At 61.6% G+C, this 24,088-nt stretch carries 25 protein-coding genes; 15 read left to right on the forward strand and 10 right to left on the reverse strand.

Annotation, left to right across the window (positions count from 1 at the left end; all coding sequences use genetic code 11):
- Positions 1-76: 76 nt before the first annotated feature.
- The 7 genes from ACTG3X_RS06235 to ACTG3X_RS06265 all read right to left on the reverse strand — a co-directional run bounded on the left by ACTG3X_RS06235 (position 77) and on the right by ACTG3X_RS06265 (position 5,461).
- A complete protein-coding gene (locus ACTG3X_RS06235) occupies positions 77-742 on the reverse strand; it encodes an alpha/beta hydrolase (RefSeq protein WP_439110379.1) in 666 nt (221 codons plus the stop codon).
- Positions 739-1,368: a DNA-3-methyladenine glycosylase family protein gene (locus tag ACTG3X_RS06240; RefSeq protein WP_439110380.1), complete on the reverse strand. Its 630-nt coding sequence runs from the start codon at positions 1,366-1,368 to the stop codon at positions 739-741. The genes ACTG3X_RS06235 and ACTG3X_RS06240 overlap by 4 nt, the downstream gene beginning before the upstream one ends.
- Positions 1,361-2,113 (reverse strand): precorrin-6A/cobalt-precorrin-6A reductase, encoded by a 753-nt coding sequence (locus tag ACTG3X_RS06245; RefSeq protein WP_439110381.1) that lies wholly within the window; start codon positions 2,111-2,113, stop codon positions 1,361-1,363. The genes ACTG3X_RS06240 and ACTG3X_RS06245 overlap by 8 nt, the downstream gene beginning before the upstream one ends.
- Positions 2,110-3,195: an ABC transporter ATP-binding protein gene (locus ACTG3X_RS06250; RefSeq protein WP_439110382.1), complete on the reverse strand. Its 1,086-nt coding sequence runs from the start codon at positions 3,193-3,195 to the stop codon at positions 2,110-2,112. Before ACTG3X_RS06250 ends, ACTG3X_RS06245 begins: the two co-directional genes overlap by 4 nt.
- 257 nt (positions 3,196-3,452) lie before the next feature.
- Positions 3,453-3,713, reverse strand: a complete 261-nt coding sequence (locus ACTG3X_RS06255) for a DUF2842 domain-containing protein (RefSeq protein WP_439110486.1) — start codon at positions 3,711-3,713, stop codon at positions 3,453-3,455.
- A 4-nt stretch (positions 3,714-3,717) separates the two neighbouring features.
- The gene (locus tag ACTG3X_RS06260; protein WP_439110383.1) at positions 3,718-5,013 is read right to left on the reverse strand and encodes an adenylosuccinate synthase; all 1,296 of its coding nucleotides are present in this window, start codon (positions 5,011-5,013) and stop codon (positions 3,718-3,720) included.
- A 97-nt stretch (positions 5,014-5,110) separates the two neighbouring features.
- A complete protein-coding gene (locus tag ACTG3X_RS06265; protein ID WP_439110384.1) occupies positions 5,111-5,461 on the reverse strand; it encodes a DUF6614 family protein in 351 nt (116 codons plus the stop codon).
- Positions 5,462-5,592: 131 nt separating this feature from the next.
- Here ACTG3X_RS06265 and ACTG3X_RS06270 point away from each other — a divergent pair, with 131 nt between their 5' ends.
- The 11 genes from ACTG3X_RS06270 to ACTG3X_RS06320 all read left to right on the forward strand — a co-directional run bounded on the left by ACTG3X_RS06270 (position 5,593) and on the right by ACTG3X_RS06320 (position 15,195).
- Complete coding sequence (locus tag ACTG3X_RS06270) at positions 5,593-5,988, forward strand: DUF6524 family protein (RefSeq protein WP_439110385.1); 396 nt, start codon at positions 5,593-5,595, stop codon at positions 5,986-5,988.
- Between the two features lie 265 nt (positions 5,989-6,253).
- On the forward strand, positions 6,254-6,604 hold the full coding sequence (secG, locus tag ACTG3X_RS06275) for a preprotein translocase subunit SecG (RefSeq protein ID WP_439110386.1): 351 nt from the start codon (positions 6,254-6,256) through the stop codon (positions 6,602-6,604).
- 169 nt (positions 6,605-6,773) lie between these two features.
- The gene (locus ACTG3X_RS06280) at positions 6,774-8,417 is read left to right on the forward strand and encodes a CTP synthase (protein ID WP_439110387.1); all 1,644 of its coding nucleotides are present in this window, start codon (positions 6,774-6,776) and stop codon (positions 8,415-8,417) included.
- Between the two features lie 68 nt (positions 8,418-8,485).
- The gene (locus tag ACTG3X_RS06285) at positions 8,486-8,779 is read left to right on the forward strand and encodes a DUF1330 domain-containing protein (protein WP_439110388.1); all 294 of its coding nucleotides are present in this window, start codon (positions 8,486-8,488) and stop codon (positions 8,777-8,779) included.
- Positions 8,780-9,226 carry a TerB family tellurite resistance protein gene (locus ACTG3X_RS06290; protein ID WP_439110389.1) on the forward strand — a complete coding sequence of 149 codons (447 nt, stop codon included), beginning with the start codon at positions 8,780-8,782 and terminating at the stop codon, positions 9,224-9,226. It begins immediately after the preceding gene.
- Complete coding sequence (locus ACTG3X_RS06295; RefSeq protein ID WP_439110390.1) at positions 9,223-9,660, forward strand: TerB family tellurite resistance protein; 438 nt, start codon at positions 9,223-9,225, stop codon at positions 9,658-9,660. Before ACTG3X_RS06290 ends, ACTG3X_RS06295 begins: the two co-directional genes overlap by 4 nt.
- Positions 9,657-10,397, forward strand: coding sequence for a phosphate/phosphite/phosphonate ABC transporter substrate-binding protein (locus tag ACTG3X_RS06300; protein ID WP_439110391.1), 741 nt, complete (start codon positions 9,657-9,659; stop codon positions 10,395-10,397). Before ACTG3X_RS06295 ends, ACTG3X_RS06300 begins: the two co-directional genes overlap by 4 nt.
- A 78-nt stretch (positions 10,398-10,475) precedes the next feature.
- Positions 10,476-11,789: a glutamine synthetase family protein gene (locus tag ACTG3X_RS06305; RefSeq protein ID WP_439110392.1), complete on the forward strand. Its 1,314-nt coding sequence runs from the start codon at positions 10,476-10,478 to the stop codon at positions 11,787-11,789.
- 60 nt (positions 11,790-11,849) lie between these two features.
- Positions 11,850-12,539, forward strand: a complete 690-nt coding sequence (locus ACTG3X_RS06310) for a type 1 glutamine amidotransferase (protein WP_439110393.1) — start codon at positions 11,850-11,852, stop codon at positions 12,537-12,539.
- A complete protein-coding gene (locus tag ACTG3X_RS06315) occupies positions 12,536-13,897 on the forward strand; it encodes a glutamine synthetase family protein (RefSeq protein ID WP_439110394.1) in 1,362 nt (453 codons plus the stop codon). Before ACTG3X_RS06310 ends, ACTG3X_RS06315 begins: the two co-directional genes overlap by 4 nt.
- Positions 13,894-15,195 carry an NAD(P)/FAD-dependent oxidoreductase gene (locus ACTG3X_RS06320; protein ID WP_439110395.1) on the forward strand — a complete coding sequence of 434 codons (1,302 nt, stop codon included), beginning with the start codon at positions 13,894-13,896 and terminating at the stop codon, positions 15,193-15,195. Before ACTG3X_RS06315 ends, ACTG3X_RS06320 begins: the two co-directional genes overlap by 4 nt.
- Positions 15,196-15,280: 85 nt before the next feature.
- Here ACTG3X_RS06320 and glyA read toward each other — a convergent pair whose 3' ends face one another.
- Entirely contained in the window at positions 15,281-16,600 is a 1,320-nt protein-coding gene (gene glyA / locus ACTG3X_RS06325; protein WP_439110396.1) for a serine hydroxymethyltransferase, read from the reverse strand.
- Between the two features lie 114 nt (positions 16,601-16,714).
- Here glyA and ACTG3X_RS06330 point away from each other — a divergent pair, with 114 nt between their 5' ends.
- Positions 16,715-17,578, forward strand: coding sequence for a LysR family transcriptional regulator (locus ACTG3X_RS06330; RefSeq protein WP_439110397.1), 864 nt, complete (start codon positions 16,715-16,717; stop codon positions 17,576-17,578).
- On the opposite strand, the gene ACTG3X_RS06335 is transcribed toward ACTG3X_RS06330, so the two are convergent.
- The gene (locus ACTG3X_RS06335; protein ID WP_439110398.1) at positions 17,575-18,054 is read right to left on the reverse strand and encodes a DNA polymerase III subunit chi; all 480 of its coding nucleotides are present in this window, start codon (positions 18,052-18,054) and stop codon (positions 17,575-17,577) included. The genes ACTG3X_RS06330 and ACTG3X_RS06335 overlap by 4 nt on opposite strands.
- 3 nt (positions 18,055-18,057) lie before the next feature.
- Entirely contained in the window at positions 18,058-19,527 is a 1,470-nt protein-coding gene (locus ACTG3X_RS06340; protein ID WP_439110399.1) for a leucyl aminopeptidase, read from the reverse strand.
- Between the two features lie 181 nt (positions 19,528-19,708).
- Between ACTG3X_RS06340 and lptF the strand changes: the two genes are divergently transcribed.
- From lptF to ACTG3X_RS06355, 3 genes are read left to right on the forward strand one after another with little or no spacing between them, the layout of a single operon-like run.
- Positions 19,709-20,845, forward strand: coding sequence for an LPS export ABC transporter permease LptF (gene lptF / locus ACTG3X_RS06345; RefSeq protein WP_439110400.1), 1,137 nt, complete (start codon positions 19,709-19,711; stop codon positions 20,843-20,845).
- A complete protein-coding gene (gene lptG / locus ACTG3X_RS06350; protein WP_439110401.1) occupies positions 20,842-21,939 on the forward strand; it encodes an LPS export ABC transporter permease LptG in 1,098 nt (365 codons plus the stop codon). The genes lptF and lptG overlap by 4 nt, the downstream gene beginning before the upstream one ends.
- Positions 21,936-24,086 carry an LPS-assembly protein LptD gene (locus ACTG3X_RS06355; RefSeq protein ID WP_439110402.1) on the forward strand — a complete coding sequence of 717 codons (2,151 nt, stop codon included), beginning with the start codon at positions 21,936-21,938 and terminating at the stop codon, positions 24,084-24,086. The genes lptG and ACTG3X_RS06355 overlap by 4 nt, the downstream gene beginning before the upstream one ends.
- Positions 24,087-24,088: the final 2 nt, after the last annotated feature.

Genomic DNA, 24,088 nt, shown 5'->3' on the forward strand with positions numbered 1-24,088 from the left:
CTTGCGCGTAAACGGGCTTGCCCGAGCGGCGAACGCTCGGGTTAATAAAGCTTTAATTCTGTTTTAAGTCAGAGGCTTAGAAGCCGGCCTTATCGCGAATAAACGCAAGAGACACCGAAAGACCATCAGGCGCGATGCCGTGGCCTGTGCCTTTCATGATATGTGCGAACACCTCTTTGAAGCCCGCCGTTTGCAGCGCTTCGGCGGCTTGGGGCAGGCTCTGGGGCGGCACAACATCGTCTTCATCGCCATGCACCAGCAAGATCGGCGGCTTGCTCAGCGTGGCCTCTTCAAGGCTTTCTGGCGCCAGCAAACGGCCCGAAAACGCGACCACACCCGCCAGCTCGTCTTCACGGCGCGGCGCAACATGCAGCGCCATCATCGTGCCCTGACTGAAGCCAAACAGCACCATCTGCTCGGGCAGCAGGTCTTCATCCACCAAAACACCGTCCAAAAAGGCGTTGAGATCATCCACCGCAGCCATCATCCCGCGCTCTGATTCTTCTTCAGACGAGCCATCAATCCAAGGGATCGGAAACCACTGGAAGCCCATCGGCGCGCCCGCGCAAGCCTCTGGCGCATCCGGCGCGATGAACAGCGTGTCCGGCAAATGCTCCCCCAGCGGGTCGGCAAGGCCGAGAAGATCAGCGCCATTGGCCCCGTAGCCGTGCAGAAACACCACAACAGAACGGGTTTCGCCCGATACGGGCTCTTTTCGGTTGGCTTGCAATGCACGTGTCATCTGGTTCCCTCACGGTGTTTGATCTGTTTGTAATAGGCCCAGAGCAGCCGCGCCGCAACCGCTCTCCAAGGGGCCCAGGCCTGCGCCATCTGGCGCATCGCGCGCTCCTTGGGCCGCTCATCAAGGCCATAAAGCACTTTGGCCGCCTCCTGCAGCGCAAGATCACCATGGGCAAAGACATCGGCCCGCCCAAGGCTGAACATCGCATAGATCTCGGCGGTCCACGTGCCAATGCCCTTCACAGCCACAAGCCGGCGGATCACCTCGGCGCTTGGCACATCGCGCAGCGCATCAAAGTCAATCGCCGCCACCGCGAGCGCCTTGGCATAGACCGCTTTCTGACGGCTCAAGCCCAAGGCGCGCAGCTCGTCCTCGCTCATCTGCGCAACCTGCGCCGCCGCCTCACAGCCCGCCGCCTGCAAGCGCGCCCAAATGGCGTTGGCGCTGGCCACACTCACCTGCTGGCTGACAATCGCGCTCAACAGCTCGGCAAACCCCTCAGGCTTAAGCCTGAGCGGCAGCGGCCCTGTCAGCGCATAGGCCTCAGCCAAGCGCGCATCTTGCGCGGCCAGCCACGCAGCCCCCTCGGCCACACAGGCCGCCCCCGTGATCACCCGCTCATCCATGCCGCAAGCTCACGGTCTCGGCCCAGCGCAAGGCCTCGGCCACCGTCGCAAGGCAGGTGACACCCGCCAGCGGCGCAGGCCGCGCGATCATCCCGACAGGCAGGCCAAGGGTGCGCGCCGCCAAGAGCTTGGGCCGCGCGCCCGCGCCGCCTGCGTTTTTCACAACCAGCCAGTCAACGGCCAGCGCGCGCAACAGCGCCACCTCCTCAGCCACGCGAAAAGGCCCCACAGCGGGCAAAAACCGCCCCCCCGCAAAGGGAAAGGCCTCATCTGCCGCCCCGCCAATGCGCCGCGCAATGATCTCGCAGTTGCGCAAGTTGGCAAAGCCGAGCAGCCCCGCGCGCCCCGTGGCAACAAAAACAGTAGACCCCTCGGGGATATGCGCCGCCGCCTCGGCCTCAGAGGCCAGCGAGACCCAGTTGTCCCCCGCCTCGGGGTGCCATTCCGGGCGCAGCAGTTGCGCATAAGGCAGCCCGCGCCCGTGGCAAAGCGCGGCCGTGCGCGCGCTGATGCTTTCGGCAAACGGGTGGGTCACATCGAGCACCGCGGTGATCTTTTCGGCCTCGACATAGCGCAAAAACCCCTCCGCCCCGCCAAAGCCGCCCAAACGGCGCGGCAGCGCCACAGGGCCCACAAAGCGGGCCGAGCCTTCAAAAGAAACAATCGCGTCAATATTTCGGGCCGAAAGCCCTGCGGCGATCTCGCGGGTCTCGCCCGCGCCGCCCAGAAGCAGAAGCCGCGTCATGCGCCCTTGGGAAAGACAAAGCAGCGGTCGCGGCGGATCGCCAGCCAGAGCGCCTTGCCAACGCTGGGCAAAAAGACATTGGGCACCGTCACCCGCAGCTTGGAGCCGTCATGATCCATGCGGAACTCCACAAGGCTCTCGTTGCCCATAAAGCGCGCGCGCTCCACAACACCGCGCGCAGGCGTGCCATCGGAGGGGGTCGGGTTCGGCCCGCGCCCGTCACGGTCAAAATCAATCTTGAAGTGCTGGGGGCGGATCACAATCTCCACCTCCTGCCCGTCTGGCACACCGGGGGCCAGAAACTGGCCAAAGGGCGTATCGGTCAGCGCGCCGCGCACGGTTCCGGCGATCACATTGATATCGCTGAAAAAGCCAACAGCCTGCTTGTCCACTGGCGCATTGTAAATATTGTAGGGCGCGCCGCGCTGCACAATGCGCCCGTGGCGCATGAGCGCAATCTCGTCGGCCATGCGCATGGCCTCATCAGGCTCATGGGTCACAAGCAAAACGCCCGTGTCTTCCTGCTTGAGCACATCAAGGGTCTCGTCGCGGATCTCGTCCCGCAGGCGGTTATCAAGGCCTGAAAACGGCTCATCCATCAGCATCAACCGTGGCCGCGGCGCCAGAGCGCGCGCCAGCGCCACGCGCTGCTGCTCCCCGCCCGACAGCTCGTGCGGGTAGCTCTCCTCAAACCGCGCCAACCCGACACGCGCAAGCAGCGCGCGCACCCGCTTGGCTTTGTCCTCGCGGCTGCCTTTGAGGCCAAAGGCCACGTTTTCGGCCACGCTCAAATGCGGAAACAGCGCAAAATCCTGAAACATCAGCCCCGTATGGCGCCGCTCGGGCGGAATGCGAAACACCGTGTCACAGACAAGGTGACCATCCACATAGATCTGGCCGCTGTCTTGCATATCCACACCCGCAATCATGCGCAGCGTGGTCGATTTGCCGCAGCCGGATGGGCCCAAAAGGCAGGTCACCTGCCCCGGCTGGATCGTCAAAGAGACATCATCCACCACAACGCGGCCATCAAAGCTGCGCTTGAGGTTTCTGATCTCTAGCCTCGGAGTAAGCTGCGTCACAAGCGTGCCTCATTGGATCTGCGTCAAAGGTATCCGATGTTTTTCATCAAGATTAGGCAGGCTTAGCAGCCACACCGCCCCCTCGCAAGCCAGTGAGGCGGTCCGCGTGCCCACAGGCTCTTTCTTTTTGCTCTAAATATCCAAACCCGACAGCGGCCCCAAGCGCATAAGCCGGCCTGATGCACAGGCCCCGCCAAACGCAAAGGGCGGGCCGCAAGGCCCGCCCCACCGCGCGGCACAGAGTGCAGCGCAATCCCTTAGACTTCATCGTCCCATTTGATGGGCTCGGCATCAGGGTCAGGCTTGCCGATCCCCTTGAAGAGGCCCTTGAACGGGAAAATCCACGCCATGCCCAAAGCGATGTAAACAACCAGCTCGGCCAGCAGGGGCAAACGCCCGACAGCCATCTCAAGCCAGGTCACCACATTCACCGCAAGGATGATGTAAAGCGGCATCCCCACCAGCAAAACCAGCAGAACAAGCCAACGGCGCATCTTGAAGCTCAGGTTGTCAAACATCCGCTCAATCCGCAAACGGGTCGGTGACAAGGATGGTGTCTTCGCGCTCGGGGCTTGTGCTCAGCATGGCCACGGGGCAGCCGATCAGCTCTTCCACGCGGCGCACATATTTGATGGCCTCCGCAGGCAGCTCCGCCCAGGAGCGCGCGCCCTCGGTGCTCTCGCTCCAGCCGGGCATCTCCTCATAGATCGGCGTGCAGCGCGCCTGCGCTTCGGCCGCAGTGGGCAGATAATCCAGCGTTTCGCCATCCAGCTCATAGCCCACACAGATTTTCAGGGTCTCGAACCCGTCCAGAACGTCAAGTTTGGTCAGCGAAATCCCTGTGACACCGCTTGTCGCGCAGGTCTGGCGCACCAGAGCCGCATCAAACCAGCCACAGCGGCGCTTGCGCCCTGTCACTGTGCCAAACTCGTGGCCGCGCTCGCCAAGGCGCTGCCCGTCCGCATCGTCAAGCTCGGTCGGAAACGGGCCTTCCCCCACGCGGGTGGTATAGGCCTTCACAATCCCGAGCACATAATCAATCGCCGTGGGGCCAACGCCCACACCTGTGGCCGCCTGCCCTGCAATCACGTTGGAAGAGGTCACAAAAGGATAGGTGCCAAAGTCGATATCCAGCAGCGCGCCTTGTGCGCCTTCAAACAAAATCCGCTTGCCCGCGCGGCGCTGCTCGTTGAGCACCTTCCAGACAGGCGCCGCATAGGGCAGAATCTCGGCGGCAATCTCTTTGAGCGCCGCAATCAGCCCGTCGCGGTCAACTGGCTCGATGCCCAGACCTTTGCGCAAGGGGTCATGGTGCTGCAATGCGCGGTCAACACGGGCAATCAGCGTGGCCTCATCCGCCAAGTCGGCCACGCGCACAGCGCGACGGCCCACTTTGTCTTCATAGCACGGGCCAATGCCGCGCCCGGTGGTGCCGATCTTCGTGCCTTTGCTCGCCGCTTCTTCGCGGGCGCGGTCAAGCTCGCCGTGAATCGGCAGAATAAGGGGGGTGTTTTCCGCAATCATCAAGCACTCGGGGTTGATCGTCACCCCCTGCGCGCGGATTGATGCGATCTCTTTCACAAGGTGCCAAGGGTCAAGCACAACGCCGTTGCCGATCACGCTCAGCTTGCCGCCACGCACAACACCCGAGGGCAGCGCATTCAGCTTGTATACCTTGCCATCAATGACAAGCGTATGGCCCGCATTATGACCGCCCTGGAACCGTGCGATCACATCTGCGCGCTCGCTCAGCCAGTCCACAATCTTGCCTTTGCCCTCGTCGCCCCATTGTGCGCCGACAACCACTACATTCGCCATATTGGCCCCCTCAAGTTTCAGGTCAAACCCGCGCTCGTATATACGGGAGCCGCAGCAGGCGAAACTGCAAATTCACCTCAAAGCAAAAAGAGCTGGCCTAAATCAGCGCCATCCGCTCGGCGCGCTCGGGGTCCGGGAAGGGCCGGTAGAGCGCCACATCCACCACCCCCACCATCTGGTGCACCGTGGTATAGAGCCGCTCGACCGTTTCATCGCTCGTGCCGGCCATGCGAAACGCCTCATCCAGCTGGGTCATGTCGCGCACCTCTATTTCGAGCAGGAAGTCGCGCGACTGGGGGGCACCAAAGCCCAGCTTGCGGCGGCAGAGCCGCCAGCTCCCAATCGCCCCCTGCTCTTGCAGGTGGGTCATCCAGGCCTCAACGGCTGCCGCAAAGGCCAGCGCTTTCGCCGTGTCGCGCAAATCAATCGAACAGTGATACAGGTTCATACGGCCTCACAGGGGTTATTTGGCCTCACGCTAGCGCCAATACCCTACCAAAGCCTTAAGCCTCACAGCGCGACAAGGCTTTACAGCCCCACCTCAAGAGTGCCAGTCTGCGCTCCAAAAGGGCCTTTTTTATGAGTTTTATGTTGCGCGTTCTGGCGGCCTTCGGCCTGCTTACGGCCACCTACAACCCCACGTCTTACAACTTCACCCGCTGGGCCCAGACAAGCTGGAGCGCTCAAACAGCACTTGTTGTGCTCTTCGGGCTTCTGCTCTTTGTGGGCTACATCATCTACTTGCGCGCCACGCTGCGCTCGATTGGCATCTTCGGGATGAGCCTTGTTCTGGCCCTTGTCGGTGCGCTGCTCTGGGTGCTGGCCGATTTTGGCTGGCTCAGCTTTGAAGACCCCACAGTCAACACATGGCTTGCCATTGTGGCGCTCTCGCTTGTGCTCGGGGTCGGCCTCAGCTGGAGCCACGTGCGCCGCGCCCTCTCGGGGCAGGCCGACATGGATGATGTTGACGAATAGTAAACAGCCACAGGGCAACGCGCGCCGCGTTAATGACTTTTGTGTTAACGCCGCCGTGCACAAGGCGGTGCACGCGGGGTGCACGCCCGGTGCACAGGTTTCACCCCCCCTGTTTTGCCGCCTCATCCACGCGTTAACAGGGCGAAACGCAGCCCTAAGCAGAGCTTAACCCAAACATGCTGTGCCCAAGCCACGATCACGGGTTGCGCGCCATGGGGCTTTCCCCTAAAACCCCGCCAGACCAGTCTCAGGCATCGGGCATTTCATGGAAAACGTCGTTCTTATCGTCCATCTCATTTTGGCTTTGGCCCTTATCGGAGCTGTGCTTATGCAGCGCTCTGAAGGTGGCGGTCTTGGCATGGGCGGCGGCGGCGGCACCTCGGGGCGCTCGGCGGCAACAGCCATGGGCAAGCTCACATGGATCCTCGCCATTGCCTTTATCTGTACCTCCATTTCACTGACAATCATCGCGGCGCAAAAGTCGGCTGGTGGTTCGGTCATCGACCGCTTGGGCGACATCACTGCGCCTGCGTCAGCTGAAGAAGAGAGCAACCCAGACGCGCTTCTGCCCCCTGCCGAGGGCGACAACGCACCGCTGGTTCCTTCCGCCGACTAACCACTAAACCTTGCCCCCTTGCAGAAAGGTGCAACATTATGTTGCGCCTTCCATTGCCAAGGCGCGGCGAATCCATTATGTCTCAAATCCCGTGATACAGGGGCTTTCAGAAGCCTCCGTTGAGCATTTTTGAGCGCACAACGCAGAGCTGACACGGGAGTCTCACACCATGGCACGTTATATCTTTATCACTGGCGGTGTTGTCTCCTCGCTTGGCAAGGGGCTGGCCTCGGCGGCCCTTGGCGCGTTGCTGCAGGCACGTGGCTTTTCTGTGCGTTTGCGCAAGCTTGACCCTTATCTCAACGTCGATCCCGGAACGATGAGCCCCTTTGAGCATGGCGAAGTTTTCGTCACCGATGATGGCGCCGAAACCGACCTCGACCTTGGCCACTACGAGCGCTTCACAGGCGTTGCCGCCCGCAAGACAGACTCGGTCAGCTCGGGCCGCGTCTACTCCAACGTGCTCGAGAAAGAGCGCCGCGGCGACTATCTCGGCAAAACCATTCAGGTCATCCCCCACGTCACCAACGAAATCAAAGACTTCCTTGATGTTGGCGATGATGAAGTCGATTTCATGCTCTGCGAAATCGGCGGCACCGTGGGCGATATCGAAGGCCTCCCCTTCTTTGAGGCGATTCGCCAGTTCGCTCAGGAGCGCCCGCGCGGCCAGTGCGTTTTCATGCACTTAACCCTTTTGCCCTATCTTGCGGCTTCGGGTGAGTTGAAGACCAAACCAACCCAACACTCGGTGAAAGAGCTGCGCTCGATCGGCCTTCAGCCGGATGTGCTGGTCTGCCGCTCCGAGCAGATCATCCCCGAGAAAGAGCGCGCCAAGATCGCGCTGTTCTGCAACGTGCGCCCCGAGGCGGTGATTCCTGCCTACGACCTGAAGTCGATCTATGAGGCCCCTCTGGCCTACCACCACGTCGGCCTTGACCAAGCGGTGCTTGATGCCTTCCAGATCAGCCCCGCGCCCAAGCCCGAGCTGAAAGTCTGGGAAGATGTGAAAGAGCGCATCAGCAAGATCGACGGCGAAGTGAACGTGGCGATTGTGGGTAAATACACCCAGCTTGAAGACGCCTATAAGTCGATCAAGGAAGCGCTCATGCACGGTGGCATGGCCAACCGCGTGAAGGTCAATGTCGATTGGGTCGATGCCGAAGTCTTTGACAAAGGCGACGCCGCCCCCCACCTTGAAGGCTACCACGCCATCCTCGTTCCCGGCGGGTTCGGTGAGCGCGGCACAGAGGGCAAGATCAAGGCCGCCCAGTTCGCCCGCGAGCGCAAAGTGCCCTACCTCGGCATCTGTCTCGGCATGCAAATGGCCGTGATCGAAGCCGCGCGCAATGTCGCCAAAATCAAGGATGCAGGCTCTGAGGAGTTTGACCATGAAGCAGGCAAAAAGCGTTTTGAACCCGTGGTTTACCACCTCAAAGAGTGGGTGCAGGGCAACTACACAGTGACCCGCAAAGAAACCGACGACAAAGGCGGCACCATGCGCCTTGGCGCCTATGACGCCACACTGGCCGAAGGCTCCAAAGTGGCCAGCATCTACGGCACCACAAAAATCGAAGAGCGCCACCGCCACCGCTACGAAGTCGATGTGAAATACCGCGACCAGCTCGAAGCCTGCGGCCTCAAGTTCTCGGGCATGTCCCCTGACGGCAGCTTGCCAGAGATCGTGGAATGGTCAGATCACCCGTGGTTCATCGGCGTGCAGTTCCACCCCGAGCTGAAGTCAAAGCCCTTTGCGCCTCACCCGCTTTTTGCCGATTTCGTGCGCGCAGCCGTGGAGACATCACGCCTCGTTTAACGATCAATCCTTGACGCAGGCCGCAAGCCGCCGCAGCCTGAGCGATAGGTAAAACAAGGGGATAGCCAATGGCCAAAGCATATTGGGTCGCACATGTTGATGTGTCAGACCCCGAAGTCTACGAGAGCTACAAAGCCGCCAATGCAGCGCCCTTTGCCCAGTTTGGCGCGCGCTTTGTTGTGCGCGGCGGCGATCAGGAGGTGCGCGAAGGCACGGTGCGCGCGCGCACGGTTGTCATCGAGTTTCCCAGCTACGAGGCCGCCGTGGCCTGCTATGAAAGCCCCGACTACCAAGCCGCCATCGCGATCCGCAAGGCGGTCTCGCTCGGGGATCTGGTCATCGTCAAAGGCTATGAGGATTAAATGGAAATCATCGACCGCATCTTGGCCCGTTTTCACAAAACAGCCCCCGTCCAAACGCCCCTGCCCGAGCCTGACGCCAACATGGCGCTTGTGGCGCTGATGATCCGCGTGGCCAAGGCCGACAAGAGCTATGCCGTTCAGGAGATTGCCAAAATCGACAAGCTCATCACCGAGCTTTTTGGCCATAACCCTGTAGAGGCCGCCAAAATGCGCGCCACCTGCGAAAAGCTCGAGGCCGCCGCCCCCCACGAAGGGCATTTTGCCAAACTCATCCACGACAGCCTGCCAAAGTCCAAGCGCCTCAACGCGCTGCGCGCCCTGCATTCCATCATGCGCGCCGATGGCGTCGAGCGCCCCGAGGAAGAAAACGTGCTGATCGAAACAAGCGCAGCCCTTGGCTTCAAGAGCCTGCCAGCCGACCTTGCCCGCAAAGGAGATCAGCCATGATCAAAGGCCTGTTTGACCGCCTGCTCAACGCAGGCGAGACCCCGGCAACAGACGCCGATGCGCGCCTTGCGCTGACAGCCTTGCTCGTGCGCGTGGCACGGGCCGACTTTGTCTATGACACCGTCGAGCAAGCCCAGATTGATCGCATCATCACCCGCCGCTACGCCCTTGCGCCGGCAGAGGCACTGGCGCTGCGCCAAGAGGCCGAAGTGCTGGAGGCCGACGCCCCCGACACCGTCCGCTTCACCCGCGCCATCAAAGATGCTGTGCCCTATGAAGAGCGCATCGGCGTGATTGAGGCACTCTGGTCTGTGGTGCTGGCCGATGCTGCGCGCGACGAGCACGAAGATGCGCTCTTGCGTGTTGTGGCAAACCTGCTCGGCATCACCGACCGCGACAGCAATCTGGCGCGCCAACGGGCGGCAGGCGCATGATCGCCTCTCTGCCGATGTATGATATGCCTGCGCTTCACGGCGCAAATGACAGGTTGTGGCAGGCCACGCGCGCCATTCTGGGCTTTGGCCCCGATGCGCTCACCCGTGCACCCGACCTTTGGGCGCAATGGGAATCACCTGATCTGGTGCTCTCCCAAACCTGTGGTTACCCCTACCGCGCCAAGCTGCATGACAAGGTGCAGCTCGTGGCCACGCCCAACTTTGCCCTCAAGGGCTGCCCCTATGGCACCTACAACTCTGTCTTTCTCGCCCGCCGCACCGACAAGATCACGCGTCTGAGCGAGCTGGCCGGCAAGCGCTTTGCCTTCAACGAAGCGCTGTCCCAATCCGGCTGGGCCGCGCCCAAAGTGCACCTTGATAAACGCGGTGTGGCGCTTGGCCCCCTGCTTGAGACAGGCGCACACCAGCGCTCTGCCGAGGCCGTGGCCGAAGGGCGCGCCGACTTTGCCGCACTGGATGCGCACACATGGCACCTGCTCAAGCGCACCACAGCCCTTGGCAAAAAGCTCATGGTGGTTGCGCGCACAGAGCCCACCCCTGCTCTGCCCTACATCACCAGTCAGGCCCAAGACCCCACAGTGATTCGCGCGGCCCTCGCCGAAGCCCTCACCCAGCTCAGCACCCAAGACCGCGACGCCCTCGGCATCAAGAGTTTGGTAAGCATTTCAAGCCAGACTTACCGTGCGGTTGAAAGCCCCGAAGCGCCTCAACTCTGAATTTGCATCAAAGCTCTTGCGCTTGACGGGGGGCTTCTGGCATCTTGATCAAAGATTTGATCAAATTATGGCGACCCCATGCAACCGCACCTAAGCTCACTCCGTATTGCCGCATCCGACCTGAATGGAAGGATGCGCGGCAAGCGTCTGCCCGCTGACTTCATGCGCAAAGTCGAAAACGGAGCCGTGCGTATGCCCCTCTCTGTCCTCAATGTTGATATCTGGGGGGCCGACATCGACAACAATCCGCTGGTCTTTGAAACAGGCGACCGAGACGGCTATATGCAGCCCACAGGGCGCGGGGCCGTGCCGATGCCCTGGCTCTCCGATGATGCGTTTCTCATGCCCGCGACCATGCTGAAAGAAGATGGCGACCCCTTTGAAGGTGATCCGCGCCGCGCACTTGAGCGGGTGCTTGAGCGCTACGCCGCCCGCGGCTGGGAAGTGCGCGCCGCCGCCGAGATGGAGTTCTATCTGGTGGATGATTCTGGCGAGTTTCCTGTCCCCGTCAAAAACCCGCGCACTGGCCGCCCCCTTGTCGGGGCCAACATTCTCTCGCTGGCCGAGCTTGACGCCTTTGAACCTTTCTTCAACTCGCTCTACCGCGCCTGTGACATGATGGATATCCCCGCGCAAACCGCGATTTCCGAGGTGGGCACAGGCCAGTTCGAGATTGATATCAATCACAAGGACGCTCTTGAAGCTGCTGATAACGCATGGCTTTTCAAGACCATGGTCAAAGGCATTGCGCGCCAGCACAATATGGCTGCCACCTTCATGCCCAAGCCCTTCGCAGGCGACGCTGGAACGGGGCTACATGTGCATTTCTCGGTGGTCGATGCCGAGGGCAACAACGTGTTTGATGACGGCTCTGAAGAGGGCAACGACACATTGCGCCACGCTGTCGCAGGCTGTCTTGAGGCCATGCGCGCCTCAACTCTGGTGTTTGCGCCCCACGGGCCCAGCTATGACCGTATCGTGCCGGGTGAGCATGCGCCCATATCTGTCTGCTGGGGCTATGAAAACCGCACAGCAGCCATCCGCATTCCTGCAGGCCCGCCCGCCGCGCGCCGCATCGAGCACCGCATCGCAGGGGGAGACACCAACATCTACCTCCACCTCGCCGCCGTGCTTGGCGCCGCCATCGACGGGATCGAGCGCAAGGCCGAGCCGCCAGCGCCCATCACAGGCAACGCCTATGAGGGCGAACACCCCGAGCTTGTGACCAACTGGGGAGATGCGATTGATCTGTTTGAGGCAGATCCGCTCATCGCCGATATCTTCCACCCCCGTCTGATCGAGAACCTTGTCATGACCAAGCGCCAAGAGCTGCGCCTGCTGGCCGACATCGCCCCCGAAGATCATTGGATGACATATCTCGAAACAGTCTAAGCCCCCTCTTGCGCGGCCTCACGGCCCGCAATAGGCTATGTTTGATCAAATAGGTGACACATGAAAATCGGTATCCTGCAAACGGGGCATGCACCCGACGAGCTTCTGGCAACAGAAGGCGATTATGACGCTATGTTCCGCGCCCTTCTGGCGGGCGAGGGGTTTTCCTTCGAGACATTCAATGTCGTCGATGGCGCTTTCCCCGCAGGGGTTGAAGCCGCCGACGCTTGGCTCATCACGGGCTCCAAACACGGCGCATACGAAGACCACCCGTGGATCCCGCCACTCGAAGCGCTGATCCGCGAGATCACCGCCGCAGGCAAGCCGCTCATCGGCGTTTGCTTTGGCCACCAGATCATCGCCCAAGCGCTAGGCGGCAAGGTCGAGAAGTTTGCAGGCGGCTGGGCTGTCGGGCGACAGACCTATGATGTCGAGGGCAAAGAGCTGTCCATCAACGCATGGCACCAGGACCAAGTCGTGGCGCTGCCCGACAACACCAAAGTTCTGGGCGGCAACGCGTTTTGCGAAAATGCGGTGCTGCTGATCGGCGGCACCACTCTCACAATCCAGCCTCACCCGGAGTTCGGCGCAGGCGTCATACGCGGTCTGATCGAGCACCGTGGCGGCACCGTCCCGCCCCCGCTGGTGGCAACAGCCAAAGACAATCTGGAACAGACAACCCAACGCGGAGCCTTCCGCGATATGATGGTCGCGCATCTCAAACGCCAAACAGCAAAGGCCGCATCATGAGCACCGACTGGACAGACAGCCTCCCCGAAGCCGCGCAAGCCTATCTGGACGGGCGCAGACTTGACGAGGTAGAGTGCATTATCTCAGATCTTCCCGGCATCGCCCGCGGTAAGGCCGTGCCTGCAACCAAATTTGCGCGGCAGGATTACTTTCACCTGCCTGACAGCATCTTTTACCAGACAATCACAGGCGACTGGGGCGAAGCCGCAGGCGAAGATGGCTTCATCGAGCGTGATATGATCCTCAAGCCGGACCTCTCCACAGCCACCGCGGCCCCGTGGACAGGTGACTGGACACTCCAGATCATCCACGATGCCTATGACCGCAAAGAAAAGCCCATCGAATTTGCCCCCCGCAACGTGCTCAAGCGCGTGGTCGAGCTCTACCGCCAGCAAGGCCTCGAGCCGGTTGTCGCGCCAGAGATGGAGTTCTTCCTTGTTGCGCGCAACATCGATCCTGCCAAGAAAATCGAGCCGATGATGGGGCGCTCGGGCCGCCCTGCCGCCGCGCGTCAGGCTTACTCGATGACAGCGGTAGACGAGTTCGGCCCCGTGATTGACGACATCTACGACTTTGCCGAAGCGCAGGGTTTTGAAATCGACGGCATCACCCAGGAAGGCGGCGCAGGCCAACTCGAGATCAACCTCGTGCATGGTGATCCTGTCAAGCTGGCGGATGAGGTGTTTTACTTCAAGCGGCTCATCCGCGAAGCAGCCATGCGCCACGACTGCTACGCCACCTTCATGGCCAAGCCCATCGCCGACGAGCCGGGTTCTGCCATGCACATCCACCACTCTGTGCTCGATATCGAAACCGGCCAGAACATCTTCTCAGGCCCCCAAGGGGGCGAGACAGATGCGTTTTTCCACTATATCGCCGGCTTCCAAAACCACCTGCCAAGCGCCATTGCCGTCCTCGCGCCCTACGTCAACTCGTATCGCCGCTACGTCAAAGACCACGCCGCGCCCATCAACCTTGAGTGGGGCCGTGACAACCGCACAACAGGCATCCGCGTGCCGCTCTCAGGCCCCAAGGCGCGCCGCGTGGAAAACCGCCTCGCAGGCATGGATTGCAACCCCTATCTCGGCATCGCCGTGTCGCTCGCCTGTGGCCTCCTGGGCCTCAACGAAGAAAAGCGCCCCGACCGCCAGTTCAAAGGCGACGCCTATGAAGGCGAAGAGGATATTCCGCGTGAAATGGGGGCTGCCCTTGATCTCTTTGATGAAAGCACAGCGCTGCACGAAATTCTCGGGCCAGAGTTTGCCCGCGTCTACTCCATCGTGAAACGCGCCGAATATGAAGAGTTCCTCGGGGTGATTTCCCCTTGGGAGCGTGAACATCTGCTGCTCAACGTATGAACCTGCTCTACTCAAACGACCGCCAGGGTGCCTTCCCGCCCAGCTGGTATGCGGCCACCGCCCACGCGCGCACGCCTGCGCCCCAGCTGCGGGGTGAGTCGAGCGCCGATGTCTGCGTTGTCGGCGGCGGCTTCACGGGTCTCTCGGCCGCGCTCCATCTCGCCGAGCGCGGCTACTCCGTTGCGCTTATAGAGGCCCACCGCGCAGGCTTTGGCGCCTCAGGGCGCAATGGGGGCCAGCTTGGCACAGGCCAGAGGCAGGAGCAGACCGAGCTTGAAAAGCTCGTCGGCGATGACGATGCAATGAAGCTCTGGCAGCTTGCCGAAGAGGCCAAAGACCTCGTCAAAGATCTGATTGCAAAGCACAAAATCGACTGTGATCTCAAGCCAGGCATCGCCCATGCCACCTTGCACGCCTCCGAGACAGCCCATGAGCACGCCTATGTCGAGCATCTGCACACGCGCTATGGCTACCGCGACATTACAGCTCTGACAGACACAGAGCTTCACGCAATATGCCCCTCCCCGCGCTACAAGGGCGGCTCGCTTGATATGGGGGCGGCCCACCTGCACCCGCTCAACTACGCCCTCGGCCTCGCGCGGGCCTGTGAAAAAGCGGGGGTGACCTTTTATGAAAACACCCATGTCCACCACATCCAAGAGGGCCCCAAAGTCGAGGTGCGCTGCGACACAGGCCGCGTGACGGCGGATCATGTGATCTTGGCAGCCAACGGCTACCTTGGCGGGCTCAACCGCCGCGTGGCAGGTCGGGTTATGCCCATCAACAATTTTATCGCCGCCACCGAGCCACTCGGGGCTGACGCCGCAGGCGTCCTCACCCGGGACATCGCCGTGGCCGATAGTAAATTTGTGGTCAATTACTTCCGCCTGAGTGCAGACAACCGGCTGCTCTTTGGCGGTGGCGAAAGCTACGGCTACCGCTTCCCCGACATTGATAAAACCGTGCGCAAGCCCATGGCCGAGATCTATCCGCACCTCAAAGATATCAAGTTTGACTACACGTGGGGCGGCACGCTCGCCATCACCATGCGACGCTTGCCCTATCTGGCCCGCGTGGGCACAAACATTCTCTCCGCCTCTGGCTACTCAGGTCATGGCGTGGGCACAGCCACCCATGCAGGCAAGCTCATGGCCGACACCATCGCGGGTCACTCCGAAGGCTTTGACACAATGGCGCGCATCCCCAACATTCCGTTCCCGGGCGGCCCCGCCCTGCGCACACCCCTGCTCACGCTCGCCATGACATGGTACGCGCTGCGCGACCGCCTCGGCGTCTAACGCGCAGCTCCTTTCTTTTTGCCCCAAATATCCCAGGGGGTGCGGGGGACTGGTCCCCTGCTGGGCGCGCGCGCGCGCCACAAAGCTAGCCGTGTATGAAATGCACGCGGTCAAACTCTGGCCGCCAGGCGGCAACCTCGCGCGCCACGGCCTCAAGGTCATTGCCCGTCAACCCGCGCGCAATAAGCCGCGCCAGCCTAGGCGCATCCGCCACAGTCATCCCCCAGCGGACAAGCTCGGGCGTGCCAATCCTGAGGCCGTTCATATCTCCCGCCACAGCCTCCACAGGCAGGCCGATGCCGCAGGCCAGAAAGCCCGCTTGCCTCAGCCGTTTGCTCGCCGCCTGCCCGCCGCCATAGGCTGCTGCCTTGATGGCAAACTGGTGGCTCTGGGTCGCACCGTTCCTGCCCTCAAAGACAGGCAGCCCTTCGGCCTTCAGGCTCTCGGCCAGCGCTTGAGCCAGCGCAACCATCTCTGCGGCGTAAGCCTGTCCAAAGTCGCGCCAGTCCAGCATCGTCACAGCCAGCGCCGCCGACTTGGCCGCATCAAAGTTCGCCGTCATTCCCGGGAAAGCAATCGCATCTAGCCGCTCGGCAAGGGCGGCATCGTTGCTCAAAATCAGCCCGCCCGCTGGCCCGCCCAGCGACTTATAGGTGCTCATCGTCATCAAATGCGCGCCCTCACTCAAAGGGTTTTTCCACGCCTTGCCCGCAATGATCCCGCATTGATGCGCCGCATCAAACAGCAGCACCGCGCCCACCTCGTCGGCAATGCCGCGCACCTCGGCCACAGGGTGCTCATACAAATTCAGGCTCCCCCCCAGCGAGATAAGCTTGGGCTTTTCCGCCAGTGCCAGCGCCCGCAGGCCCTCAATATCCACAGTGTAGCCATCAGCTGTCACAGGCGCATGGAGCACCCGCAGCCCGTAAAGCCCGGCACAGCCCGCCGCGTGGTGTGTGACATGCCCCCCTATGCTGGCAGGCGGTGCAATAATCGTATCACCCGCCTTGCAGACCGTCATAAAGGCATAGAGGTTGGCTATCGCCCCCGAGGGCACGCGGATCTCGGCATATTTGGCCTCAAACACCTCAGCCGCCAGCGCAGCCGCGATCCCTTCGATCTCCTCAATCGCTTCAAGCCCCATCTCGTATTTGTCACCCGGATAGCCAAGTGACGGCCGCGAGCCGATCCCGCTGGCCAAAAGCGCCTCGGCGCGCGGGTTCATCACATTGGTCGCAGGGTTCAGGTTGAAGCACTCGCGCTCATGGATTTTCTTGTTCTCTGCTGCCAGCGCTTCAAGCCGCAAGAGCACATCTTCAGAGGCGCGCGCGCGCGTCTCGGCCGCATAGCCCATCACGAGGTTTTCACAGGCCTCAGGCACCCAGCTGCGTTTTTGCAATGTCATGTCATACATCCTTTCGCTTTTTCCAAAGACTGGGCCAGAAACAGCCTTGCCGCAAACCAGAACGGCGCTATCGTGAGTTTAGAAAAACTAAGGGTAGTTTTGGAAAGGTGCGCCATGCCCGTTGCTCCGCCGCGCCCCAAAGGGCCACCGCTCAACGCCCTGCGCGCCTTTGAGGCCGCAGCACGCCTTGGCAGCTTTGCCAGCGCCGCTGACGAGCTCTCCGTCACCGCAGGCGCGATCTCTCAACAGATCAAGCAGATCGAGGCTTGGGCAGGCACCGCGCTGTTCTTGCGCCGTGCTCAAGGCGTGGCGCTCACACCCTCAGGCCAGCAGCTTCTCGCGCCCCTCACACGCGCCTTTGACAGCCTCTCCGAGGCCACCACCGTTCTGCGCAGCCTCGCGCCCAAACCTGTGCTCAACATCGCGACCCTGCCCAGCATTGCCCAGCTTTGGCTCCAGCCCCGCCTGGCTGACATCCGCGCGCATCTGTCGGGGGCAAGCCTGTCTGTCTATGCGCTGGAAACCCCACCAGACATGCGCCGCGCGCCGTTTGATTGCAGTCTGTTCATCCGCAAACCAACCGGCGCCCCCTCTGAAACCGTGCTGATGGACGATAGCCTCCTGCCTGTCTGCGCGCCCGCTGTGGCTACGCGCCTCACAGAGTTGAGCGACCTTGCAGGCGAAACCCTGCTCTATGACGAAAGCTGGCAGGACGACTGGCCGCTTTGGGCCAAGGCCCAAGGCCTCGCGCTGCGCGCCGATCAAAGCCATGCGCGCTATTCGCTTTATGCGCTGGCCGTGGCCGATGCCAAGGCAGGGTTCGGGGTCTTGATGGGGCACAGGCCGCTCGTGGCCGAAGCGCTCGAAAAGGGGGACCTTGTTGCGCCCTTTGATAGGCCTGTTGCCAATGGCAAAGCGCTTGTGCTCGAGCTGGGCGGCACCGCCGAGACCAGCCTTGTTGCGCTGCTCGGGCGCTAGCTGGCGGGGGGGCTTGCCGCGCTCTCGGCCTTTTTCTCCCAGCGCCCGCTTTCCTCGCTCCAGTATTCGGCAGCAACACCAGCCGCCGTCAGCGCTTTCCACTGCTGGCGCGCTTGCGCCACGGCCTCGTCCTCATAGCCATTGAAGACAAGGCACACCCGCTCAAGTGCGGTCACGTCTTCCGCGCTCACGCTGGCCCCGTCAATTGCCATCAGGCACGTGGCCCCGTTGGGCATGTCGCGGGCATCGGTGAGCAGCACAGGCTGGAGCGCATCATGCGCCCCCCCTGCAAGCCCATGGGGCAAAAAGCTGTCGGGCTTGCCCGCCCAGAGCCGCTCATCCAGCCACGCAAGCCGCCCCTGCTCGGCCCCGCGCACAGCCACCTTCCAGCCACGGCTCAGCGATGCCTCCAAAAGCTGGGGCAACGCCTGCTCAAGCGGGCGGCGCGTCAGGTGGTAAAACATCGCCTTGCCCATAGATCAGGCCTCGTACTGATCAGCAACAAAGCGGTTGAGCGCCATAACACCCCAGCCCGTCGCGCCTGCACCTGCATAGGCTGTCTCGGCCTTCACGCTCGCGGTGCCCGCAATATCAAGGTGGATCCACGGCTGGCCCTCTTGCACAAACCGCTGCAGGAACTGCGCCGCCGTGACAGACCCTGCCGCGCGCTGGCCCACGTTGCGCATATCGGCAATGCGGCTCTTGAGCATATCGTCATAAGCCTGCGCCAGCGGCAGACGCCAAGCGCCCTCGCCTTCGGCTGCGGCAGCTTTCATGAAGCTTTGGCAGAAGGCATCATCATTGGAGAAAACCCCCGTATTCTCATGGCCCAGCGCAATGATCACAGCGCCCGTCAGCGTGGCCAAGTCGATCATACCCGCAGGCTTGTAGGTTTCTTGCGCATACCACATCACATCACACAGCACGAGGCGGCCTTCGGCATCCGTGTTGATCACCTCGATGGTGTCACCCTTCATGGATTTCACCACATCGCCGGGCCGTGTGGCGCGGTCGGAGGGCATATTCTCAACCAGCCCGACAAGGCCGATCACATTGGCCTTGGCCTTGCGCTCGGCCAGCGCCTGCATCGCGCCTGCCACCGTGCCTGCGCCGCCCATATCCATGGTCATATCTTCCATACCAGCCGCAGGCTTGAGGCTGATACCGCCTGTGTCAAAGACAACACCTTTGCCCACCAGTGCGAGCGGCGCCGCACCTGCTTCCCCGCCAAGCCACTCCATGACCACCACTTTAGAGGGGCTGGCACTGCCGTGCCCGACGCTCAAAAGCGAATGCATCCCGAGCTTGGCCAGCTCGTCTTCTTCCATCACCTTGACCTTGAGACCCAGTTTTTCCAACGCAACCAGACGGTTGGCAAATTCTGTTGTGGTCAGATGGTTTGCAGGTTCGTTCACAAGATCCCGGGTAAAATGCACACCGCGCGCCACGGCCAACGGGTCGGCCGAGGCGTCTTTCAGCTCGCCCGGCTTGGGGCACATCACGGTGATTGCGCCATCTGCCGTCTGCTCGGCGGTCTTGTGGGGGGTAAACTCATAGATCCGCAGCGCCAGCCCCATAACAAGCTCTTGCGCGCGCGGCATCGCCCCAAGGCAGAGCGTGAGCGCCGCCTTGCCTTTGACCTTGGCCAAAGAGACACCCGCTTTGCGCGCCATATCGGCCTTGGCCGTGCGTGCAAGCTTCACCACATCAACAGCCTCTGCCGCCATACCCGAGGGGTACCCCAGCGTGATCACGTCACCCTCTTTGGCCTTTTCAAAGCGCTCGCTCTCGACCAGCCGCTTGAGCGCCCCTTTGGTGAGCCGCGCCACACGGCGGCCGGCCTTGTCGAGCGTGGCATCTGGCCCCGCCACAAGCGCAACCCGCCCCGTGACTGCGCCCAATGCGTCCAGATCAAGGTCTTTAAAGTCAAATGCAACAAGCTCGGCCATGGTTTTCTCCCTGAGGTTTGCCCAAGTGGTAGCGCGCCTCGCGGCCCTTGGCCAGAGCTTGGCACATAGGTTTTTGAGCAGGCTTTGGCCCGCCGTGCCCCACGCACTGCTTTAACAGTTTACCCTCCCCCGCGACATCTAGTAGTGTCGCCCCATTGTAGCACCATCCGAGGGGGATACCGTGGCCAGATTCGACCGCTATATGCTGTCGCAGCTTATGGTCCTGTTTGGCTTTTTTTCGCTGGTTCTGGTGGCTGTCTACTGGATCAACCGCGCCGTCAAACTGTTCGATAGGCTGATAGGTGACGGGCAGACCGCTATGGTCTTTGCCGAATTCACAGCGCTCACGCTGCCCTCGGTTATTCGCGTTGTCATGCCCATCGCAGGGTTTGCGGCCACGCTCTATGTCACCAACCGCCTGAGCACCGAAAGCGAGCTGACGGTTATGCAATCCACAGGCTTCTCGCCGTGGCGGCTGGCGCGGCCTGTGCTTTATTTCGGGCTGATCGTCGCGCTGATGCTGAGTATGCTCACCCACTTTCTTGTGCCCGGCTCGCTCAAGCAGCTGCAGCTGCGCGAAACCGAGATCTCCCAAAACATCACCGCGCGCCTGCTCACCGAGGGCACCTTTCTGCACCCGAGTGATCGCGTCACATTCTACATTCGCGAGATCACCCCGGAGGGGCGCATGAACGATGTCTTTCTGTCAGATAGGCGCGACCCGTCTGAAAGCATCACCTACACAGCCGCCTCCGCCTATCTCGTGCGCCAGGAGAGCGGCCCGTCACTCGTCATGATTGACGGGCTGACACAGCGCCTGTCGCGGCCAGAGAACCAGCTCACCACCACACATTTTGCTGATTTGTCCTACAATATTGGCGGCTTTCTCTCAGCCGATGAAGCGCGCAAGCCCCAGCTACGCCACTTCACAACCTACGAGATGCTGACAACCCCTGTGCACATTCAGGTGCGCACAGGCGTCACCGCAGGTGTCTTTGCCGAAGAGCTTCACACCCGCTTCGTGCAGCCGCTCTTTGCGCTCGCCGCGGTTCTTCTGGGCTTTGCCACGCTCCTGTCAGGCGGGTTCTCGCGCTTTGGTGTCTGGCGGCAGATCGTTCTGGCCCTGTTGCTTCTCGTGCTCATCAAGGCGCTTGAAGGCGTGGTCACAGACCCTGTGCTGGCCAGCCCCTCGCTCTGGCCCCTGCTCTACGTGCCGTCAGGCTTGGGCTTGCTGATCGCGGCCCTTTTGCTCGCGCGCACCGCAGGCCAGCTGCCATCGCGCCGCGCCATGCAGCGTAAAAAGGCGGCGCTGTCATGAAGCTGCACCTTTATTTCATACGCAAGTTTGTGGTGCTGTTTTTCGGGCTGCTTGCGCTGTTCTTTTTGTTTCAGGCCCTGATTGATCTCATCGAAACGGTGCGCCGCTTTCAAGGGATCGACGCAAGCTTCTGGGCGCTGGTCGGGTTGACCCTGCTCAATGTGCCCCAAGGGCTCTACCAGATCTTGCCACTGGTGATGATCCTCTCGGCCATCAGCCTGTTTCTGGGCCTTGCGCGCAGCTCCGAGCTGGTTGTCGTGCGCGCCACGGGGCGTTCAGGGCTGCGTGCGCTCATCGCCCCGGCTGTCGTGGCGTTCCTCATCGGTGCCATGCTTGTCGCGGTCTTCAACCCGATCGTTGCCGCCACCAGCAAGCGCTACAGCGATATGACCCAAGAGCTGCGCGACGGCTCTGCCGATGTGCTCTCGCTCTCGGCCGAAGGCCTGTGGCTGCGCCAAGGCGGTGCCGAGGGCCAAACCGTTATTCGCGCAGCCTCCGCCAACCCCGACGCCACCGTGCTCTATGACGTAACCTTTCTCTCCTATGCCCCCAGCGGTGGCCCGCTCAAGCGCATCGAAGCCGCAGAAGCGCGCCTCGTGCCGGGCGCATGGGAGCTGACACAGGCCATCGTCTGGCCCCTTGCCTCGGGTCTCAACCCTGAAGGCAACGTGGCCCGCCACCTGACCTTGCGGGTCTCCTCCACGCTGACGCAAGAGCGCATCCTTGAAAGCTTCGGGGCGCCCAATGCCATCTCGATTTGGGATCTGCCCGCCTATATCAACCAGCTCGAGCAAGCAGGCTTCTCCACGCGGCGGCATGCTGTCTGGCTCCAGATGGAGCTGGCCCAGCCCTTCTTCTTGCTGGCGATGGTGCTTGTCGGCGCGGCCTTCACCATGCGCCACGCCCGCAGCGGTGGCACAGGCGTGGCGGTTCTGGCCTCTGTACTCTTGGGGTTCGGGCTTTACTACATCCGCAATTTCGCTCAGGTTCTTGGCGAAAACGGGCAAATTCCTGTTCTTTTGGCCGCTTGGGCCCCACCTGCTGCATCCATCCTCTTGGCCTTGGGCCTGCTCTTGCATATGGAGGACGGATGACGCCCTTTAACCGCACACTCGCCAGCCTTGTGCTTGCCCTCGGGCTCGGCGCGCCTCTTTCTGCGCAAGAGGCCCCTGCCATGCTCGTGGCCGATGCGGTCTTTCTGGAGGGTGACACGCGGCTTGTGGCCGAAGGGCGCGTTGAGGCCTTGGCAGGCGACACACGTATCATCGCCCAGAAAATCACCTATGACCGCGCCACAGAGACGCTGGCCATAGATGGCCCCATTCGCATTGAGCAAGACGGCGGCGTGCGTGTTCTGGCCTCCAGTGCCGAGATGGACGCAGGCTTTCAAAACGCCATTCTAAAAGGCGCGCGGCTTGTGCTGGACCAGCAGGTGCAGCTCGCCGCCTACCAGATGAACCGCGTCAACGGGCGCTACTCACAGCTTTACAAAGCCTCGGTGACCTCCTGCCATGTCTGCACCTCCGAGCAGCCACCCCTCTGGCAGATTCGCGCGCGCCGCGTCATTCATGACCAAGCCGAAAAGCAGCTCTACTTTGAAGGCGCCCAGCTGCGTGTGCGCGACATACCGGTGTTTTATCTGCCCTACCTGCGCCTGCCCGATCCAACACTCAAGCGCGCTTCGGGCTTCATGATCCCGTCTCTGTCCAGCAGCAGCACACTTGGCGCAGGGATCAACCTGCCATACTTCATCAAGATGGGCGATCACCGCGACCTGACGCTGACACCCAGCCTCAGAACAAAGAGCCGCTCGCTCGAGTTCGAATACCGCCAAGCGTTTTTCAACGGCGACATTTCCTTTGAGGGTGCCATCTCGCGCGATGACCAACTCCCCGGAGAAACCCGCGCCTACCTGTTTGCCGAAGGGTCGTTTGACCTCAGACACGACTTCAAGCTCAGCTTTGACCTTGAGGCCACCCGCGACGACACCTATCTGGTGGATTATAACTTCTCTGACAAAGACCGCCTCGACAGCGCGGTTGCTGTGACCCGCGCCAAGCGCGACAGCTATACCAACGCTTCGCTCGTGCACTACCACACCCTGCGCGTGGATGAAGACAACGCCACCATCCCCTCCCTCATTGCCGATTTCGAGCATGAGCGGCGCTATTTCCCAAGCAAACTGGGCGGAGAGCTGCGCCTGAACGGGTCCATTCACAGCCACTACCGCACTTCGGATCTGTCAACCGACAGCGGTGATGATGACGATGTGGTTGATGGCCGCGATGTAAAGCGCCTTGGCTTTGAGGCCAACTGGCGGCGCAGCTACACGCTGCAAGGCGGCCTGCAAGCGCAGGTTTTCACAGGGGTGACAGCCGATCAGTTCTACACAAGCCAAGACGCCTCCCTGCCAAGTCAGGCGTCCTCCATCACACCGATGGCCGCTCTCGCCCTGCGCTGGCCTTTGCAAAAATTCACCGCCAATGGCACCCAACACGTTGTGGAGCCGTTTGTGCAGCTCGGCTGGGTCGGGGGCACAGATGCCGATGTTGAAAATGACGAAAGCACGCGGGTCGAGTTTGATGAAGGCAATCTTCTCAGCCTCTCCCACTTTCCGGCCCCGGACCGTCGCGAGCGGGGCGAAAGCCTCACATACGGGGTCAACTGGAGCCGTATCGGCTCTGAGGGCTGGGAAAGCACGCTCACACTGGGCCATATCCTGCGCTCTGACACGCAAGATGATTTTTCTGCCTCCTCAGGCCTGTCGGGGCGCAACTCAGATCTGCTCGTCGCCGGCCAGATCAGCGGCCCCACGGGCCTCGCACTTACAGGCCGCGCGCTCTTTGACACCAACTTTGCCCTGACCAAAGCCGAGGCCCGCGGCACCTACCAAAGAAACCGCTTTGGCCTTGGCGCGAGCTATGTCTGGCTTGACGCCGACGCAGATGAAGACCGCGACGATGTTGTGGCCGAACTCTCCTTTGACGGGCTCTACCGTGTCTCGCGCCACTGGAGCGCCAGCACCAATATGCGCTTTGACATCACCGCCGAGCGCGCAGCCGAAGCAGGCCTTGGCCTGCAATATCGCAATGAATGTATGAAAGTTGACCTTTCGCTCTCGCGCAGGTTCACCTCTTCCACTATTCTTTCCCCATCCACCGATGTAAGCCTCACCGTGGGTTTGCTCGGGTTTAATGCGAGTTCGCGGGACAAAAGCTACGCCCGCCAATGCAAGGACTAAAA

It is taken from the genome of Lentibacter sp. (assembly GCF_965658795.1).
In the GTDB taxonomy this organism is placed as follows: Bacteria; Pseudomonadota; Alphaproteobacteria; order Rhodobacterales; family Rhodobacteraceae; genus Lentibacter.

Bases quoted from the DNA above. Each gene is read 5' to 3' on its own strand.
- ACTG3X_RS06240 (WP_439110380.1), bottom strand. From the start codon at position 1,368: ATGGATGAGCGGGTGATCACGGGGGCGGCCTGTGTGGCCGAGGGGGCT.
- ACTG3X_RS06305 (WP_439110392.1), top strand. From the start codon at position 10,476: ATGCAACCGCACCTAAGCTCACTCCGTATTGCCGCATCCGACCTGAAT.
- ACTG3X_RS06265 (WP_439110384.1), bottom strand. From the start codon at position 5,461: ATGAACCTGTATCACTGTTCGATTGATTTGCGCGACACGGCGAAAGCG.
- ACTG3X_RS06330 (WP_439110397.1), top strand. From the start codon at position 16,715: ATGCCCGTTGCTCCGCCGCGCCCCAAAGGGCCACCGCTCAACGCCCTG.
- ACTG3X_RS06255 (WP_439110486.1), bottom strand. From the start codon at position 3,713: ATGTTTGACAACCTGAGCTTCAAGATGCGCCGTTGGCTTGTTCTGCTG.
- lptG (WP_439110401.1), top strand. From the start codon at position 20,842: ATGAAGCTGCACCTTTATTTCATACGCAAGTTTGTGGTGCTGTTTTTC.
- ACTG3X_RS06235 (WP_439110379.1), bottom strand. From the start codon at position 742: ATGACACGTGCATTGCAAGCCAACCGAAAAGAGCCCGTATCGGGCGAA.
- ACTG3X_RS06245 (WP_439110381.1), bottom strand. From the start codon at position 2,113: ATGACGCGGCTTCTGCTTCTGGGCGGCGCGGGCGAGACCCGCGAGATC.
- ACTG3X_RS06315 (WP_439110394.1), top strand. From the start codon at position 12,536: ATGAGCACCGACTGGACAGACAGCCTCCCCGAAGCCGCGCAAGCCTAT.
- ACTG3X_RS06295 (WP_439110390.1), top strand. From the start codon at position 9,223: ATGATCAAAGGCCTGTTTGACCGCCTGCTCAACGCAGGCGAGACCCCG.
- ACTG3X_RS06320 (WP_439110395.1), top strand. From the start codon at position 13,894: ATGAACCTGCTCTACTCAAACGACCGCCAGGGTGCCTTCCCGCCCAGC.
- ACTG3X_RS06335 (WP_439110398.1), bottom strand. From the start codon at position 18,054: ATGGGCAAGGCGATGTTTTACCACCTGACGCGCCGCCCGCTTGAGCAG.
- ACTG3X_RS06285 (WP_439110388.1), top strand. From the start codon at position 8,486: ATGGCCAAAGCATATTGGGTCGCACATGTTGATGTGTCAGACCCCGAA.
- secG (WP_439110386.1), top strand. From the start codon at position 6,254: ATGGAAAACGTCGTTCTTATCGTCCATCTCATTTTGGCTTTGGCCCTT.
- ACTG3X_RS06300 (WP_439110391.1), top strand. From the start codon at position 9,657: ATGATCGCCTCTCTGCCGATGTATGATATGCCTGCGCTTCACGGCGCA.
- ACTG3X_RS06260 (WP_439110383.1), bottom strand. From the start codon at position 5,013: ATGGCGAATGTAGTGGTTGTCGGCGCACAATGGGGCGACGAGGGCAAA.
- ACTG3X_RS06355 (WP_439110402.1), top strand. From the start codon at position 21,936: ATGACGCCCTTTAACCGCACACTCGCCAGCCTTGTGCTTGCCCTCGGG.
- ACTG3X_RS06340 (WP_439110399.1), bottom strand. From the start codon at position 19,527: ATGGCCGAGCTTGTTGCATTTGACTTTAAAGACCTTGATCTGGACGCA.
- ACTG3X_RS06280 (WP_439110387.1), top strand. From the start codon at position 6,774: ATGGCACGTTATATCTTTATCACTGGCGGTGTTGTCTCCTCGCTTGGC.
- ACTG3X_RS06270 (WP_439110385.1), top strand. From the start codon at position 5,593: ATGAGTTTTATGTTGCGCGTTCTGGCGGCCTTCGGCCTGCTTACGGCC.
- ACTG3X_RS06310 (WP_439110393.1), top strand. From the start codon at position 11,850: ATGAAAATCGGTATCCTGCAAACGGGGCATGCACCCGACGAGCTTCTG.
- ACTG3X_RS06290 (WP_439110389.1), top strand. From the start codon at position 8,780: ATGGAAATCATCGACCGCATCTTGGCCCGTTTTCACAAAACAGCCCCC.
- glyA (WP_439110396.1), bottom strand. From the start codon at position 16,600: ATGACATTGCAAAAACGCAGCTGGGTGCCTGAGGCCTGTGAAAACCTC.